The organism is Devosia sp. SL43, assembly GCF_021729885.1.
Classification (GTDB): Bacteria; Pseudomonadota; Alphaproteobacteria; order Rhizobiales; family Devosiaceae; genus Devosia.
Map to the genome: position 1 here is coordinate 1,170,181 of NZ_CP063401.1, position 16,352 is coordinate 1,186,532.

Annotated in this window: 12 protein-coding genes, 1 other RNA gene and 1 pseudogene; 2 read left to right on the forward strand and 12 right to left on the reverse strand. The window is 62.4% G+C overall.

Annotated features, from left to right (window positions below; genetic code table 11):
- Positions 1-47: 47 nt before the first annotated feature.
- The 11 genes and pseudogenes from IM737_RS05765 to katG all read right to left on the reverse strand — a co-directional run bounded on the left by IM737_RS05765 (position 48) and on the right by katG (position 10,133).
- On the reverse strand, positions 48-1,028 hold the full coding sequence (locus IM737_RS05765) for an NAD(P)-dependent alcohol dehydrogenase (protein WP_236898968.1): 981 nt from the start codon (positions 1,026-1,028) through the stop codon (positions 48-50).
- A gap of 75 nt (positions 1,029-1,103) precedes the next feature.
- The gene (locus IM737_RS05770; RefSeq protein ID WP_272906550.1) at positions 1,104-1,340 is read right to left on the reverse strand and encodes a helix-turn-helix transcriptional regulator; all 237 of its coding nucleotides are present in this window, start codon (positions 1,338-1,340) and stop codon (positions 1,104-1,106) included.
- A gap of 4 nt (positions 1,341-1,344) precedes the next feature.
- Entirely contained in the window at positions 1,345-1,770 is a 426-nt protein-coding gene (locus IM737_RS05775; protein WP_236898969.1) for a hypothetical protein, read from the reverse strand.
- Between the two features lie 175 nt (positions 1,771-1,945).
- Positions 1,946-2,098: a hypothetical protein gene (locus tag IM737_RS05780; RefSeq protein ID WP_236898970.1), complete on the reverse strand. Its 153-nt coding sequence runs from the start codon at positions 2,096-2,098 to the stop codon at positions 1,946-1,948.
- Positions 2,099-2,219: 121 nt separating this feature from the next.
- Positions 2,220-2,605, reverse strand: an RNA gene (rnpB, locus tag IM737_RS05785) — RNase P RNA component class A.
- A gap of 33 nt (positions 2,606-2,638) precedes the next feature.
- Positions 2,639-3,391: a molecular chaperone DjiA gene (locus IM737_RS05790; protein WP_236898971.1), complete on the reverse strand. Its 753-nt coding sequence runs from the start codon at positions 3,389-3,391 to the stop codon at positions 2,639-2,641.
- A 124-nt stretch (positions 3,392-3,515) separates the two neighbouring features.
- A complete protein-coding gene (locus IM737_RS05795; RefSeq protein ID WP_236898972.1) occupies positions 3,516-4,373 on the reverse strand; it encodes a hypothetical protein in 858 nt (285 codons plus the stop codon).
- A 197-nt stretch (positions 4,374-4,570) separates the two neighbouring features.
- Positions 4,571-5,466, reverse strand: a pseudogene (gene metF, locus IM737_RS05800) (methylenetetrahydrofolate reductase [NAD(P)H]).
- Positions 5,467-5,482: 16 nt separating this feature from the next.
- Positions 5,483-6,442, reverse strand: a complete 960-nt coding sequence (locus tag IM737_RS05805; RefSeq protein WP_236898974.1) for an ArsR/SmtB family transcription factor — start codon at positions 6,440-6,442, stop codon at positions 5,483-5,485.
- Positions 6,443-6,633: 191 nt separating this feature from the next.
- Entirely contained in the window at positions 6,634-7,767 is a 1,134-nt protein-coding gene (locus IM737_RS05810; RefSeq protein WP_236898975.1) for a DUF2336 domain-containing protein, read from the reverse strand.
- Positions 7,768-7,940: 173 nt separating this feature from the next.
- Complete coding sequence (gene katG / locus IM737_RS05815; RefSeq protein WP_442874193.1) at positions 7,941-10,133, reverse strand: catalase/peroxidase HPI; 2,193 nt, start codon at positions 10,131-10,133, stop codon at positions 7,941-7,943.
- Positions 10,134-10,237: 104 nt separating this feature from the next.
- Here katG and IM737_RS05820 point away from each other — a divergent pair, with 104 nt between their 5' ends.
- Positions 10,238-11,149: a hydrogen peroxide-inducible genes activator gene (locus IM737_RS05820; protein WP_236898977.1), complete on the forward strand. Its 912-nt coding sequence runs from the start codon at positions 10,238-10,240 to the stop codon at positions 11,147-11,149.
- Between the two features lie 454 nt (positions 11,150-11,603).
- Positions 11,604-15,260, forward strand: a complete 3,657-nt coding sequence (locus IM737_RS05825) for a PAS domain S-box protein (RefSeq protein ID WP_236898978.1) — start codon at positions 11,604-11,606, stop codon at positions 15,258-15,260.
- On the opposite strand, the gene rarD is transcribed toward IM737_RS05825, so the two are convergent.
- Positions 15,257-16,210 (reverse strand): EamA family transporter RarD, encoded by a 954-nt coding sequence (rarD, locus tag IM737_RS05830; protein ID WP_236898979.1) that lies wholly within the window; start codon positions 16,208-16,210, stop codon positions 15,257-15,259. The two genes, IM737_RS05825 and rarD, sit on opposite strands and share 4 nt — an antisense overlap.
- Positions 16,211-16,352 lie beyond the last annotated feature (142 nt).

The window sequence follows — 16,352 nt, forward strand, 5'->3', positions numbered from 1 at the left end:
TAAGATTCTGTTTCCCATTAGCATTTCGCTGGGGATTTCTCGCCGCTTCAGGCGGTGCCGGCCGGAACCAATTCGATCACCACATCGCCCGCCTTGCGCTCGGTCTCGACATAGCGATGAGCATCCGCGATCTGGTCGAGCCGATAGCGTCGGTCGATCACGCCATGTACCGCACCAGCTTCGATCAACCCCACCAGAACCTTGAGATCGCTGAGCTTGTCGGCAATCGGACGCAGTCCCGTCGTCGCCATTTTGCCGCGCTTGGGACCTTTCCCTGTGGTCAGCATGGTGAGCAGGATGCCTAGCGTGGGCACCGTCGTCAGGTAGATGCCATTGGTCTTAAGCGCATCGCGGCAGCGGCCGAAGCTGGATTTGCCAACCACATCAAAGATCACGTCATAGGCGCTAGTGGACTTGGTAAAGTCGGCCCTGGTGTAGTCGATGACATCGCCGGCGCCCTGCGCGCGGACGAGCTCCACATTCCGCCCACTGCAAACCGCCGTCACGTCGGCGCCGAAATGCCGCGCCAGTTGGATTGCGACCAACCCGATGCTGCTCGAGCCGCCATTGATCAGCACCCTGTCGCCGGGCTTGACCTTGCCCTCGTCGCGCAGGAACGGCATGGCCGTGAGGTAGCTGTAGCTGAGTCCTGCAGCCTCGGCATGCGCAATGCGTGCTGGCTTGTGCACCATGGCGCTGTCTTCCGGCAAAGCGATATATTGCGCATGCGTCCCCACGGCGGTCGAGCCGAACACCAGGTCGCCGATGGCAAACCGCGTCACGGCACTGCCCACGCCCGCGACCACGCCGGAGAAACTGTCGCCCAGTACAGGGTTTTTAGGGCGCAGCAGGCCGCTAAAGAAGCGGATGATAAACGGATCGGCCTTGCGCATCGCCAGGTCAGGCAGGGTCAGACTTGCCGCATGCACCTGCACCAGCACTTCGTTCGCCTTGGGCACCGGACGCGGCACCTCGCAAACGTCGATCGCATCGGGTCCACCATAACGGGTCAAATGGGCTGCTTGCATCGTCGTTTCTCCATGCGGCATCGCTTGCCGGCGCGCATTGCACCAGCTCTGAGCCGTTCAATCTGGTCGGGAGTCTCAGTCCTGCGCCTCGGCAGGTGCTTCCCATTGGAACACCTGCTCCAACGGCACTTTGAAGGCCGCCGCAATGCGGAACGCCACTTCGAGCGATGGCGAATAGCGCCCCTGCTCGATCGCGACGATGGTCTGCCGCGTCACGCCCACCTTCTCCGCCAGCGCCGCCTGGGTCATTTCCCCGGCATGAAAGCGCAAGACGCGGATGGTGTTGGTGATCCCAGGCTGTCCCTTGCCCATGGCACTAGCCGAGACGGTAGTAGACAAGCCGGGACGTGGCGTCCGCCGCTCCTGCCAGCATCAACCCGCCGAACAGAACATAGGCACCGGTCGTTGCCTCCTGCCCCATCGCCCAGGTGACCAGCACTGCGAGCCCGGCAAGCGAAGCCACGACATACGCATTGCGCATGGCCTTGGCGCCAATGGCACGATCACGCTCATCGGCGCGTTCATCCTTGATTTCGTGCCCTTGGGCGATGCTTACCAGGATGGCGAAGACAATGATCGCGACAATGTTGAAGACAATTGCAGCTCCGATCGCCCAACACAGCCGGGCGGCGACGTCCGACAGCGCCATTGGCGGGCCGGAAAGAGCGTCACGCAGCACCCAGCCAGAAATCACCACTGACCCCAGCAGCATGACGGCTGCATTCATTTCCTTGAACGTCATCGTACTTCCCTCGCCATTCATTTCGAGAGGTCAGTACGATAAAGCCGACACAATGTCAAAATTAATCGACATTACGTCGTGTAATTTCGACCCACCCAGAAATAGGATGAGGCCCCCGGATGCATGTCCAAAGGGCCTCGTCGCTTGGAGGTAACGGGACTGACTATGCCTGGTGTCAGTTGTCGTCGTTGTTCATCGAGCTGATCGGCGTGCTGACGCACATGCTGGCGTCTTTGAACACGCAAGAATGGGCAGTGGCCGCGAAAGATGGGGCGGCAACGCCCATAACCATGACCGAGACAAGAACGAGAGCGAGGATCTTTTTCATCTGGTAACTCCTTGTGTTTGCTTACAAGGCCAGATTATCCACCCCAACATTACGTCAACATTGCGCGTATGTGAAAGCGTTGCGCTTGAACATGAATTTGCTGCCATGCATCGGCAAGGTAAACGCCAGTTGACCTATAAGCCGGGTTCTGTAGGGCCGCGTTGCCGCGACGTGGTGACCATTCATCTGTGGCGCCTGTTACCAGGACACTCGTGCAACCAACCCGGATGATCTGGCCTCAAAACCGGCTGGGGCCGGAGCCCCGCGTCATCCCTATTTGGTCTTGCTCCCGGTGGGGTTTACCGTGCCGTCCCTGTTGCCAGGTCCGCGGTGCGCTCTTACCGCACCCTTTCACCCTTACCGCTCCGAAGAGAGGCGGTTTGCTTTCTGTGGCACTTTCCCTGAGGTCGCCCTCGCCGGGCGTTACCCGGCACCGTGTTTCGATGGAGCCCGGACTTTCCTCCAGCAGCAGGTTACCCCACTGCCAGCGGCCACCCGGTCAACTGGCTGGCGTGATGTAGAGAGGTTGGTGCCCCGGCGTCAAGCGCTGGTCGGTTCGGCCGTCAGCAGCGCCACGGATTTGGGCTTGGTCAGCGCTTGGTAGGCCAGGTTGATCGACTTCATGCGCGCCGTCGCCACATCGATCAGATCCTCCGGCACGCCCCTGGCGATCAGCCGGTCAGGGTGATGCTCGGCCACCAGCAGGCGATAGACGCGACGAATTTCTTCCGGTGCTGCGTTAGGCGCCAGTCCCAGCACGGCATAGGGGTCGATACCGGCTTCCAGCCGCACATGCTGACTGGCCATCTGTTCGAAGCGCACCTCGTCAAAACCGAAGATGTCGCTGACATTCTTGAGGTAGTCGAGTTCCGCCTCGTGCACCATGCCGTCGGCGGTGGCGATGTAAAACAGGCTGTCGAGCACATGCTCCAGCGTCTCGGGCGTATCGGCAAAGAAGCGCGTGACCTTGCGCGCATAGGCGTCGTAACCGGCCACATCCTGCTTGGCGAGGTTGAACACCCGCGCCACCTGTTCCTCATGACCTGCCGCTATCTCGACGGTAGCGCGGAAGGCGCGCTCCTCGGACGCTGTCACCACGCCGTCGGCCACTGCCATCTTGGCGGCAAGTGCAATCAGCGCCAGCGTGAACGCAGCGTCCCGGCCGCCGGGCAGCCAGGTGTCCGGGTCGAGTGCATTGGCCAGCGAACCCGCCAGCCCGGTGCGATGGCTGAATGAACCGACAAAGTCGGACAGTCGCTGCCACATGTCGGTTGTCTCTTCAGGGTTGCGCATGCAATGGACCGGCAGCGCCTCTAGATTGCATCGCGCGGAATCGAACACCCCACGTGATTTGGGCCAGCAGGATACGCAAGGATAGGCTGGCGGTCTACCGCGCGGGGCGCATGGCCGACCTACGTCAGTTCACGAACGGGAAGAAGTAGGTGTTCGCCGGACCGATCAGGCGATCGCGACGGCGCGGTTGGCCGTTCGGACCTTCATCGAAGAAGAAACCGTCGTCGTCGTAATTGGGATCGGCCTGCACCTGGCCGGACTGGGCCTGACGCTGCGCGAGAAACTCAGAGAGCGGACCGCTTTCCCAATCTTCAAGATCAGCGGCGGTGACATCGGCTGGAGGCAGGGGGCCCACTGCGTTGGGCGCCACGACGAGGCCGCTGGGGCGCACCACAGCGACGGGCGTCGCTGTAATCGGCTGCGGCCGCATGGACAAGGGCATCGGCACCGGCGCCGTCTTGGGCTGGGCAATGGACGCGACCTGCACCGGATCGATGGCTGCCGGCTGCGTGGCAGGCGACTGGGTGGCCGGCGCAGTAAGGATTGGTTGGCGGACCGGCGGTGTCGCGGCAACCTGTGCGGGCTGCGCACCTCCAGTGATGTAGCTGGGCAGCGGCTTGCCGGAACTGACCCACGCATCCACGGCGCCGCCGTTCTGGCTGGCTGGCGTAGCGGCAGTTGGCGTTGCGGGCCTTGCCGGGGCGACGACAGCAACCTGCTCGACCGGCTCAGCGATCACCACAGGCGCGGCGGGCTTGGCCGGTGCGACAGCTGCAACCTGCGTCACCGGCGCTGCTGGACGCTGGCTCAGCGGCGCCGGGATCGGCGCAATGCGCTCAACTGAAGCAACCTGCACTGGCGCCACCACCTGCGCGGTATCACCCATGAACTGCGCCGACAACAGGTCGGCGGTCGGAACGCCGACGACGAGGAGCACACCGGCCCAGGCCAGGCCATTGGTTACACGACGGTCGATCTTCATGTCATACGTCCCATTTAGCTCCGCCCCAATGGGCGACAGAGCCGGATTTTCATGGCCATTTTGTGAAATGGCACAATCCCGACCATTGCAACCCGGCGGCTGAACGGAACCTGAATGACGCGGTTCAGGCTCCCCGATCACCGGGCGGCATGCCTCATGGCACCAGATCATGGTGAACGCAAGGTTAATCGAGGCGATCAAGCCGCGTCAGCGTCAGGCCGCCGCCCCAGGATACGCGCCAGCGCCAGCGCCAGTGGCGAGCGGTTATGCGTATAGATGTGGAACTCTGTCACGCCCTCGTCGAGCAGTTCGGTCACCTGCTCGGCCGCCACCGCTGAAGCCACCAGCGCATGCGTTTCCGGCTCTTCGTCGAGACCATCGAACCGCTCGGCCAACCAGGCCGGGATCGAGGTGCCGCAGCTCGCCGCAAAGCTGGCAATCTGCTTGAAGCTGTGGATGGGCTGGATACCCGGCACGATCGGCGCAGTGATCCCGGCGGCGCGGGCGCGTTCGACGTAGCGCAGGTAATCGGCGTTAGTGAAGAACATCTGTGTGATGGCGCGATCGGCACCGGCATCGAGCTTGCGCTTGAGATTGTCGATTTCGACATCCCAGCTCGGGCTCTGGGGATGCTTTTCAGGATAGGCCGAGACCGAGATATCGAAGTCGTCGATCTTGCGGATGCCGGCGACCAGATCTGCGGCATTCTGATAGCCGCCCGGATGCGGCGTGAACGGCTGCCCGACACCCTCCGGCGGATCTCCACGCAAGGCAACGATGCGCGTGATGCCGGCAGCCTGATAGCCACGCACCACAGCATCCACCTCTTCGCGCGTTGCGCCGACACAGGTCAGGTGCGCCGCCGCGTCAACGCCCGTATCGGCCTTGATCGAGCTGACCATGCGCAGCGTCCGTTCGCGCGTCGTGCCGCCGGCGCCATAGGTCACCGAGACGAAGCGCGGTTTGAGCGGGGCGAGCTTGTGCACCGTATCCCAGAATTTCTCCTCCATGACGTCAGTCTTGGGCGGAAAGAATTCGAAGGAGATCTGCAGGTTTGGGCGATGGTCGGCCGTCTGGCGGCTGGCGCGGAGATTGTCTTCGAGCATGGTCTATCCGTTCGGATGGGTGTCGCTGAGGCGCCAGAGGCAGACCGTCAGGCCACGTTCACTGTTTTCGGCTGGAAACTCGCGCACCGCCTCGACATCGAGGCCGGCGGCAGCGGCCCAGCCGCTCATCTGCGATTGCGACAGGCCGAGCCGCCGATGGGCATGCTCGCTGCGCAGGAATTCGAGATCGTGTGGAGCGAAGTCGACGATGATCATCTCCCCACCCGGCTTCAGCAGGCGCCTGGCCTGCCCCAGCATTCGGCCCGGATCGTCGAAATAATGCAGCACCTGGTGAATGACGATGACATCGGCCGGACCGACCGCCGTGTCGAGATCGCCGATATCGCCCAGCCGCACCTGCGCATGGCCGATACCGGCCGCAGCGAGTCGCGAGCGTGCCACCGCCAACATTTCGCGGCTCGAATCGAGGCCGATGCCACGCTTGTATGAACCAGCGAGCACCTCGAGCATACGCCCTGTACCGGTGCCCAGATCGATCAGGGTCTCGACCGTCCGGCCACGCAGCGCAGCAACCACTGCGGCTTCCACGGCCTCCTCCGGCACATGCAGGGTCTTGAGCAGGTCCCAACTGCCGGCCACCTTGGCGAAATACTCGGTCGCCTGCGCCTGCTGCACCGCCCGGATCATGCCCTGCCGCTCGATATCGCGGCGGCGCTCCACATCATCGGCATCGATGCGCGACAGCAGCCACTGTGCCAGCGCCGCACCATCGCCGTCCTGCGCCAGCCCATAATAGGCCCAGGCACCCTCAGCATTGCGCTCGATCAGGCCGGCATCGGCCAGCAGCTTGAGATGCCGCGACACTCGGGGCTGGCTCTGCTTGAGGATTTCGGTGAGGTCCTTGACCGAATGGTCGCCATCGGCGAGCAATGCCAAAAGCCGCAGCCGGGTTCCCTCACCCGCCGCCTTCAGCACACCCACCAATTCCGCCAGCTCAGCCATCACGCCTCACGTCATATAAAGATATCTTTATATGTAGTCGAAGCGATGGTCTAGTGGGATGTTGGCAGCTGGAACAGTTCGCCCCCTCGGGCTTGACCCAAGGCTCTGCACTTTTCCGTGCTCATAAAGTGAAACACCCTCGGGTCAAGCCCGAGGGTGACGATTGGGATTGGAACGAACGACGAGCGCGACTAGGCAACAACCGCCTGGCGCTCTTCACTCACCGCGCGTTTGCGAAAGGCATGGGCGCGCCACAGCTCGAAGATACCGCTGGCTTCGTCCTTGTCGATGGCCTCGAAGCGGCTGACCATCATCTTCTTGTCTGCGTCGGTCGGCAGGTCGCGCCACGGCAGTGTCGCCACGATGGCTTCGAACAGGTCGGGCGACAGCCCGGCGGCCTTGAGGGCAACCGTGATCGCCACATAGTCCTGCCCGGCCAGCCATTTGACGAACACCTCCGGCCCAACCCGCAACATCACGGTCAACGCGGCGGCCGCATGGTGGCCGTAGCCGAAGCGGGCGAAGCGAGCCAGCGCCCGGTCGTCGAGCTGCTTGCGGTCGCTGAGCGCCTTGACCTGGTTATAGGCGACCTTCCATTCGGTCGCCGAAAAGCCGGCGCGATTGCGCATGCGGTTATACACCACAGCATTGACCTTGCCGGCCGCCACGGGATCGATGGCGCGGTTAACCTGCCCCAGATGCTCGAGAACCTTGGACGCCACCGAGTCGATCTCGCCGCGAAGCGACTTCCAGTCGATCTCCGGACGACCGCGTAGATCGGCGGCGATTTCGGCGTCCTTGGTGGCGCGCTCGACCAGCTTTTCCAGTGTCGCCTTGTCGAATTCGGCATTGGAATTGCGGACCAGTCGGACAACAGACGATTTCTCGCCATGTTCGACAATGGCCTCGCCGACGCGCTCGGCCACGCTGGTACGGCCAGCGATAGCCACGCGATGCTGCTCGCTCTGGCGGCCGATAATGTCGATCAGATCGTCGTCGGACAGCACGTTGGAGAATTCGAGCAGCGGCTTGGCCACCTCGATATTGTCGTCATTGGCCAGCTTCACCACCACGGTACCCGGCGCCCGCTCCAGCGGCGCCAGGAGCTTGGCCACATGCACCCGTGCTTCCACCTCGACCAGCTCGGCCAATTGGCACAGCACTTCGTCATACTGGGCGACCTGCTCGTCGTCGCATCGATCCGACACATAGCTGAAGAGCTGAGCCATGTTGCGGAACAACTGCTCGCGCTCGGAGTGGTTGTCCTCGCCATTCAGCACGCGGAAGCTCGAAAACGCCCGCTGCCCTTCGTCAAGCTCGCTCATTCGTCATACTCCCGGCTTCTGCCGCAAACCTTGAGCCTTGACGATGCGGGAGGACTTCTTGCGTGCGCTGAAGTTATGTCGCCGGATTTGATTCAAATTTTAGGAGTCGCAACAGGCAAGGCAAAGCCCCGGAGTTTGTCTCCGGGGCTCTGCATATCCAGCAATCACAGCGATCAGCGCAGGTCGAAGCGATCCGCGTTCATCACCTTGACCCACGCGGCGACGAAGTCGCTTGCAAACTTCCCGTTCGCATCGGCCTGGCCGTAAACTTCCGCCAGCGCTCGCAGCACGGAATGCGACCCGAAGATCAGGTCGACGCGCGTGGCGGTCCACTTGACCTCGCCCGTTGCGCGGTCACGTCCCTCATAGATGCCGTGCGAACCGGCAGACGGCTTCCACTGCGTGCCCATGTCGAGCAGGTTGACGAAGAAGTCGTTGCTCAGCGTCTCGGGACGAGCGGTGAACACACCATGCGCAGGCAGGCCAGCCTTGAGCACGCGCAACCCACCGACCAGAGCCGTCATTTCCGGCGCAGTCAGGCCCAGCAACTGCGCCTTGTCCACCAGCGCATTCTCCGGCGCCAGCCAAGACTTGTCGGAAGCGTAGTTGCGGAAACCATCGGCAAGCGGCTCCAGCGGCGCAAACGAGGCCGCGTCGGTCTGCGCCTCGGTCGCATCCATGCGGCCCGGCGTGAACGGCACCGCCAGGGCGAGCCCGGCATCCATCGCCGCCTTCTCGATGGCGGCGCCACCGGCCAGCACGATCAGGTCGGCGAGCGACACCTTCTTGCCACCAGCCTGGAACTCGGCGCGGATGGCTTCGAGTGTCGCCAGGGCCTTGGCGAGCTGCTCTGGCTGGTTGATAGCCCAGTCCTTCTGTGGCGCCAGCCGGATGCGCGCGCCGTTGGCGCCGCCCCGCATGTCCGAGCCACGATAGGTCGAAGCTGAGGCCCAGGCCGTAGTGACAAGTTGCGCAACACTGAGGCCGGAACCCAGGATTTTGGCCTTGAGCGCAGCAATGTCGGCGTCATTGACCAGTTCATGATCCAGCGCCGGGATCGGGTCCTGCCAGATCAGGTCTTCCGCCGGCACTTCGGGGCCGAGATACCGCACCTTTGGTCCCATGTCGCGGTGTGTCAGTTTGAACCACGCCCGGGCAAAGGCATCAGCGAACTGATCCGGATTCTCATGGAAACGGCGCGAAATCTTTTCGTATTCCGGATCGAAGCGCAGGCTGAGATCGGTGGTCAGCATGGTCGGCGCCAGGCGCTTGGAGGCATCATGCGCATGCGGCACGGTCGCCTCCGCATTCTTGGCCGTCCACTGATTGGCGCCCGCCGGGCTCTTGGTCAGCTCCCACTCGAAGCCAAACAGGTTGTCGAAGAAGCCATTACCCCACTTGGTCGGGGTATTGGTCCAGGTGACCTCAAGGCCCGAGGTGATCGAGTCACCGCCCTTGCCCGAACCATACTTGCTGATCCAGCCCAGCCCCTGGTCCTCTATGCCACCGGCTTCTGGCTCCACGCCGACCAGCTTGGCATCACCTGCGCCATGGGTCTTGCCGAAAGTGTGGCCGCCGGCGATCAGCGCCACGGTCTCTTCGTCGTTCATCGCCATGCGGGCAAAGGTGTCGCGAATATCGTGTGCCGCCGCGACCGGGTCCGGATTGCCGTTCGGGCCTTCCGGATTGACGTAGATGAGCCCCATCTGCACGGCGGCCAGCGGGTTTTCCAGCTCGCGCCCGTCGCTATAGCGCTCGTCGGCCAGCCATTCACCTTCCTTGCCCCAATAGATATCGAGCTCCGGCTCCCAGGTGTCGGCGCGACCTCCGGCAAAGCCGAAAGTCTTGAAGCCCATCGACTCCAGCGCCACGTTGCCGGTCAGGATCATCAGGTCGGCCCAGGAAATCTTGTTGCCATACTTGCGCTTCAGCGGCCACAAGAGGCGGCGCGCCTTGTCGAGATTGGCATTGTCCGGCCAGGAATTGAGCGGCGCAAAGCGCTGCTGCCCGGCCCCACCACCGCCCCGGCCATCGGCCACGCGATAGGTCCCGGCGCTGTGCCAGGCCATGCGGATGAAGAGTGGGCCATAATGCCCAAAGTCAGCCGGCCACCATTCCTGCGAATCGGTCATCAGGGCGGTGAGATCGGCCTTCAGCGCTGCGAGATCGAGGCTCTTGAAAGCTTCCGCATAGTCAAAGGCTTCGCCCATTGGATTGGACAGGCCGGAATGCTGATGCAGCACCGAGACATCGAGCTGCTTTGGCCACCAGTCCCGGTTGGCGCGGCCCTTGCCGCCATGATCGACCGGGCACTGCCCCGCAGGCTTGCTGACGTCGCCCGGGGTTGCGTCGGTAGGGGTCGGGATTTCGTCCATGATGAGGCTCCTGCTTGCTGCTGATTGCGTTATAGGGAGGTGACATCCATTAGGCCAATCGATTATTCTTCCGATTACGATAGGAAGAAGTTATTGTGACGATCTCCATAAAACAGATGCGCTACGCCGTGGCCGTGGCCCGGTCGGGCCACTTCGGCCGCGCCGCCGAGGCGTGTTCCGTCTCACAGCCCGCGCTATCCCAACAAATTCTCGCCCTCGAGGCAGTCTGCGGCACCCAGCTCTTTGATCGACTCAAATCTGGCATACGGCTAACGCCCTTTGGGCGCGAGTTCGTTGATCTGGCGCAAGCGACGATAAGAAGTGCCGAATCTCTGGAAGCCTTCGCTCTTGCCCGGCAAGGCAAGCCAGATCGCGCACTGCGTTTCGGCCTGATCTCTACCGTGGCCCCCTATCTCCTGCCGGAAATCTATCCAGCCCTGTCACGTGACCTCCCCGACCTGACCTTTACCCTCAGCGAGAACCGAACCGAGGCCCTTGTTGCCGGGCTCATTGATGGCAGCCTCGATCTGGCGCTGATCGGCACCGACGCCCCCGAGCACGGCCCGCGCCTCGTCAGCCGACCGCTGTTCGACGACCCCTTTGTGCTGGCCACCAGCAGCGGCGAACCGGCGGGCGAGCCGGTATCGCTGGCTAGCCTCGCCCCCGAGCGTGTCCTGCTGCTCGACGAAGGCCACTGCTTCCGCGACCAGACCATCGCTGCCTGCCGCCTTGACAGCGATCCCGGCGCCCGCACCTTCGCCGCAACCTCGCTCTCGACCATCGTCGAACTCGTCGCCAACGGCCAGGGCGTCACCCTGCTGCCGCAGATCGCCCTGCGCAAGGAAGCCACCAACCCGCGCATTGCCATCCACCGGCTGGTCTCGCCAGGAGCCGGCCGGCTGCTGTCGCTGGTCTGGCGCGAGGCAACGCCGTTCGGCGCGATGTTCGAGAAAATCGCCGAAGTGATCCAGGGAACGTGGCATCAGGCCTCGATAGTGTCAGAGTGAGGCCCGCCCTGATCCTCGGGGGCAGCCTGTCGACGCATGCCTAGACCACGCAGACGCCCCGCCCTTAAATTCGCGTACCGAATCTATTTTCTCGTGGCCCCTGCAGACAAAAAATCTAAGGGTGACAATAGTATCCTTGAAACACGACAGCCTCCAGTTGCCTGGCAGTTCATCCAATCCTTTCAACCGCTTAACCCGGTATTAAGTGAGCCAGGCCTTCATAAGACATCCAGAATGGATCATAGAGGACGCTAGTCGTGCGAACCCCAGAACAGGACTCCGGTGCAGTCCCACCTCAACTGAGGGCGAGCAGGTACCTGCCTGCTCTTGATCAGGTTCGCCAGTCTGACCATCCAATGATGGACTTCAAGAAATGAACGCGACAGCCACCAGAGGCGCTGCCGTGCGCCGAACTCCTCAAGTCCAGCCAGGTTCCGCCTTGGACAAGGCCGGCATGTGGGATTTTGCGCTTGAGGGCACCGGACAAGGTACCTGGGACTGCGATGTCCGGGCCAACAAGGTTCACTATTCGCGCTTTTGGAAGCAAATGCGCGGCTATGAGCCCAATGAAGAGGTTGATAGCGCCTTTGACGCCTGGTTGGGCAGGGTGCATCCGGATGACCGGGACCGCGTGCTCGATGAGATGCGGAAGCAGGACTCGCAGGGGCTCTGGATCAATGCCTTCGAGTATCGCGAACGCCACAAATCGGGGCACTATATCTGGATCCTGAGCCTGGGGTCGGCCGTCGAATGGAGCGACGACGGCAAGCCGTCACGTGTCATCGGCACCGATACCGACATCACGGATCGCAAGAACGCAGACCTGGAGGCGATGCAGTTGTCGCGCCGTCTGGAACTGGCGCTGGACTCCTCCCGCGACGGTGTCGTCATCCTGGACCTCCAGACCCTGGCGGTGGTGCAGACCAACCGGGCGTTCGGTGAGTTGCTGCAGCGGGATGTCGATGAGGTTGTCGGCATGTATCCGTGGGACTGGGACGCCCGAACCAGCAAGCTGGATATCATTGCCTTCCTGCAGGGAGCCGGACAATCGTTCGGCAACCAAACCTCCATCTTTGAAACCCTGCTGCGGCGGAAGGACGGGAGCCTGATCGAGATCGAGGTCAATCTCTCATGCTTCGAAACAGGCGGGAAACACTTCGCCTACAGCACCATCCGCGATGTCACCGAGCGAAACCTGGTCAACGGGGCCCTGCACGAGGCGACCGAACTGAAGCGTGTCGCCGTCGAAGCTTCGCGCCAGGGGATAGTCTTGATCGAGATGAACGACCTGGTGGTCGTCCAGGCCAATCGTGCCTTCGCCGAAATGCTGGGTCTTGAGCCATCCGCAGTCATCGGTCTGCATCCCTGGGAATGGGATGCAGACCCCGATGAGAACGCCTTGCGCATCCTGTTCGCCCAAAAGGCAGCATCAGGCCTGAACCAGCCTCTTCTGGGCAGCCGAGTGTTCCGGCGCAAGGATGGCCAACTGATCGACGTGGACATCGATGCCAGCATCATCGAGGTCGGCGACAAACGCTACTGTCATGCCGTGTTGTCCGACGTGACGGCCAACAAGGCCGCTGAACTGGCGCTGCGCCAAAGCGAAGCAAAGTTCCGCGCGATGTTTGAAAGCACACGCCGGCTCATTGCGTTGCTCGAACCCGACGGCAGGAACATCGAAACCAACCCAAGGGGTTATACCTTTACCGGGCTGACCCCCGAACAGACGAGGCAACTCCATTTCTGGGAAGGCCATTGGTGGTTGAACGATGTCGACAGGGCGCGGGTCCAGGATACGGTGCACCGCGCCGCGGCGGGTGAGTACGTCCAACTGCAGATTGGCCAGAGGAGCGCCGCAGGCACCACCCATACGAGTGACTTGAGTATCACGCCGATTTTCGGCAGCGATGGCGAGGTCGTCCAGTTGATGGTCGAGGCCACCGACATCACCGCGCTGGAGCAGGCAAAGACCGAACTGGAACAAAGCGAGCGCCGTTGGAACTATGCGCTCGAAAGCGCTGGCCAGGGCGTGTGGGAGTGGAACCTCGGTCGTCCGCAAACCCAGGGCACTGCAAGATGGAAGCAGATGCGCGGCTATGCGCCGGACGAGCCCATCGAATTTTCCTACGAAGCGTGGCTTGATCGGCTCCACCCGGATGATCGGGCCCGCGTGCGGGATGTGATCGAACGGCAGGGTAGCGGCGCGCAGGATTACAACGGCTTCGAGTATAGGGAACGTCACAAGGACGGGCACTATATCTGGATCTCCAGCGTTGGTGCGGCCGTCGAATGGGACTCCAACGGCACCGCGACGCGCAGGATCGGAACCGATACCGATATCACCGAGCGCAAGGTTGCCGAGCAGAAAGTGCTCGATCTTTCGCGCCGACTGGAGCTGGCGCTCGAAGCATCCCGGTTAGGCGTGTTCGAGGCCAAACAGCACGCCGACGAAATCCACTGGAACGATCGGCTATACGAGGTCTCGGGAGTTCCTCGCAACAGGTCGCCCCTGCGCGTGGCGGATTTTATCGAAGCTTTGCATCCAGATGACGTGGCCAAGGTGCTTGAAGGACCGAGACGCGCTCAGGTAGATGGTAGCTTCGAATCCGAGTTCCGCTTCGTCAGACCCGATGGCGAGGTGCGGACGGTGCGGTCGCGCGGAGCTCTCTTTGAAGACCAGCACGCCGGGCCACGGGTGATCGGCGTGATTTGGGACGTGACTGAAGAAGTTGCACTGACCCAGGGCCTGTACGCCGCTAAGGAACTGGCCGAAGCCCGCAATGTTGAGCTCGAGGTCGCCAAGGAACGCATCGAGACCCAGTCCCTGCATGATGCGTTGACGGGGCTCCCGAACCGACGCTATCTCGACGAGGTGCTCGAGCACCATGCAAGCCAGTCACGGTTGTCCTCCGGCGGCATGGCCCTGCTCCACATCGATCTCGATGGCTTCAAGCAGATTAACGACACACTCGGCCACATTGCCGGCGACGCCATGCTTGTTCACGTAGCAGACCTGCTGCGCAACTGCATCGGCCCTGACCAGTTTGCGGCGCGTGTGGGCGGCGACGAATTCGTCGTCGCCTGGATCGGCGAGCTCGAAACCGAGCGGCTGCAGACGCTGGCGAACACGATTATCGACAGGATACGGCAGCCGGTTCCCTACCAGGGCCATCTCTGCCGCTTCGGCGCCAGCATCGGCATTGCAGTCGAAGCCGGCGGGGAGTTCAACGCCCAACGGGTGCTGATCAATGCAGACGTGGCGCTCTACCAGGCGAAGGGTCGGGGCCGGAACCGGCACGAATTCTTCTCCGAGGCCCTCCAGGAGGAGATCAGCTCAAACAAGCGCATTGCCGACGACATTCTGCGCGGCATCGAACAGAACGAATTCATCCCGCACTATCAGCCGCTGGTGGATGCCAGGACCCTGGACATCGTGGGGGTCGAGGCCCTGCTGCGCTGGAACCACCCGACCGATGGCCTGATCGCTCCATTCCGCTTTCTCAAGATCGCGGAAAATCTCGATGTGCTGCGGATCATCGATCAGCAGGTACTCCTTCAGGCTATCCGGGATATGGAGCATTGGCACGCGGCCGGCTTGGATATTCCCTCCGTCTCGGTCAATGTGACGTTCCAGCGCCTGAATGACGAAAATCTGATTTCGGGCCTGCGCGACCTGAACATCAAGCCAGGCACGATCTCGTTTGAATTCCTTGAATCGATCTTCCTCGACGAATGCGATAGTGCTATCGCGCGGAACATTGCCGGTCTGCGGGAACTGGGCATCAGCTTTGACGTCGATGACTTCGGCACGGGTCATACCTCAATCGTCAGCCTGCTCAAGCTGAGCCCCCGGCGCTTCAAGATCGATCGCCAGCTGGTTGATCCGGTTGTTCGCGGACCCGAACACCGCCGGCTCGTGGCCTCCATCGTGGATATCGGCAAGTCGCTGGGCATCGGTGTCGTCGCCGAAGGGGTCGAAACCATGGAGCACGCCCGAATACTGGCAGACTTGGGCTGCGACTATCTCCAGGGATATGCCTTTGCCCGCCCGATGCCCGCCGACCAGATCGCCGGCTGGGTTGCCACGAGCACCTTGCGGCGCGCCTCCTAGGCCATCGCCGCCCTGCCGCGCCGCCGGAAGCTGTCGTAGCTGAACACCAGCAGCGAAATCCAGATCAGCCCAAAGCTGAGCAGGCGCAGGCCGTTGAGATGTTCGCCGAATAGAGTGATCGCCAGCAGGAACTGGATCGACGGCGCGATATACTGGAACATGCCGATGGTGGTCAGCCGCAGCCGTCGCACCGCGAAGGCGAACAGCAGCAGCGGAATGGTCGTCGCCGGCCCGGTCAGCACCATCAGGGTGAAGGAAAACGGATCGGCATGGATGCCCGGCCCCCAGGTCATGATGTTGTAGATCACATAGATCAGCGCCACCGGGACCAGCATCGCCGTCTCGGCGAATAGGCCACTGGCCGGGCCGAGCTGCGCCGTCTTGCGGAAATAGCCATAGAAGCCAAACGACAGCGCCAGCCCCAGGGCGATGAAGGGGATGTTCCCCAGCCCAATCGCCTGGATGGCGATGGCGATGACTGCGATGACGATGGAAACCGTCTGCAGACGGTTCTGCCGCTCGCCGAGCAGCACCATGCCCATCACGATATTGACCAGCGGATTGATGAAATAGCCAAAGCTGGCCTCCAGCACCTGGCCGCTTTCCACCGCCCACACATAGAGCAACCAGTTGCCCGCCAGCAGCACCGCCGACAGCAGCGTCATCAGCACGCGCCGCCGGTCCGCGAACAGGGCCCGCACCTCGGCGAAGCCCCCGCTGAACGCCAGGATGCCGGCCAGCAGCAGCAGCGACCAGACGATCCGCTCAGCCACGATCATTACCGATCCAGCGCCCTCGATGGCGCGGAACAGCAGCGGCAGGAAGCCCCACAGCGTATAGGCGGCCAGTGCCGCCAAAACGCCGTTGCGGCCATCGTTGCTGACGTGACGGGCTGGTGCCACGTCGGCCGGTGCAATGGCCTCGGGCGCGGCGGATTCGGGAAGTGACATCGAAAAAACTCCGCACCCCCAGGGTGCTGAAAGGCAACCTGATATCAGGGCCCGCCGACACCAGCCAATCAGAGTTTGTGATCTGCCAACCTTGCAAAGCTGATGGGCAGAGCAAACCTTTTGTCGTCGAGGGCGTTGGTGA

Coding starts and splice junctions, on each gene's coding strand:
- IM737_RS05765 (WP_236898968.1), bottom strand. CDS start 1,028: ATGCAAGCAGCCCATTTGACCCGTTATGGTGGACCCGATGCGATCGAC.
- IM737_RS05770 (WP_272906550.1), bottom strand. CDS start 1,340: ATGGGCAAGGGACAGCCTGGGATCACCAACACCATCCGCGTCTTGCGC.
- IM737_RS05775 (WP_236898969.1), bottom strand. CDS start 1,770: ATGACGTTCAAGGAAATGAATGCAGCCGTCATGCTGCTGGGGTCAGTG.
- IM737_RS05780 (WP_236898970.1), bottom strand. CDS start 2,098: ATGAAAAAGATCCTCGCTCTCGTTCTTGTCTCGGTCATGGTTATGGGC.
- IM737_RS05790 (WP_236898971.1), bottom strand. CDS start 3,391: ATGCGCAACCCTGAAGAGACAACCGACATGTGGCAGCGACTGTCCGAC.
- IM737_RS05795 (WP_236898972.1), bottom strand. CDS start 4,373: ATGAAGATCGACCGTCGTGTAACCAATGGCCTGGCCTGGGCCGGTGTG.
- IM737_RS05805 (WP_236898974.1), bottom strand. CDS start 6,442: ATGGCTGAGCTGGCGGAATTGGTGGGTGTGCTGAAGGCGGCGGGTGAG.
- IM737_RS05810 (WP_236898975.1), bottom strand. CDS start 7,767: ATGAGCGAGCTTGACGAAGGGCAGCGGGCGTTTTCGAGCTTCCGCGTG.
- IM737_RS05825 (WP_236898978.1), top strand. CDS start 11,604: ATGTGGGATTTTGCGCTTGAGGGCACCGGACAAGGTACCTGGGACTGC.
- rarD (WP_236898979.1), bottom strand. CDS start 16,210: ATGTCACTTCCCGAATCCGCCGCGCCCGAGGCCATTGCACCGGCCGAC.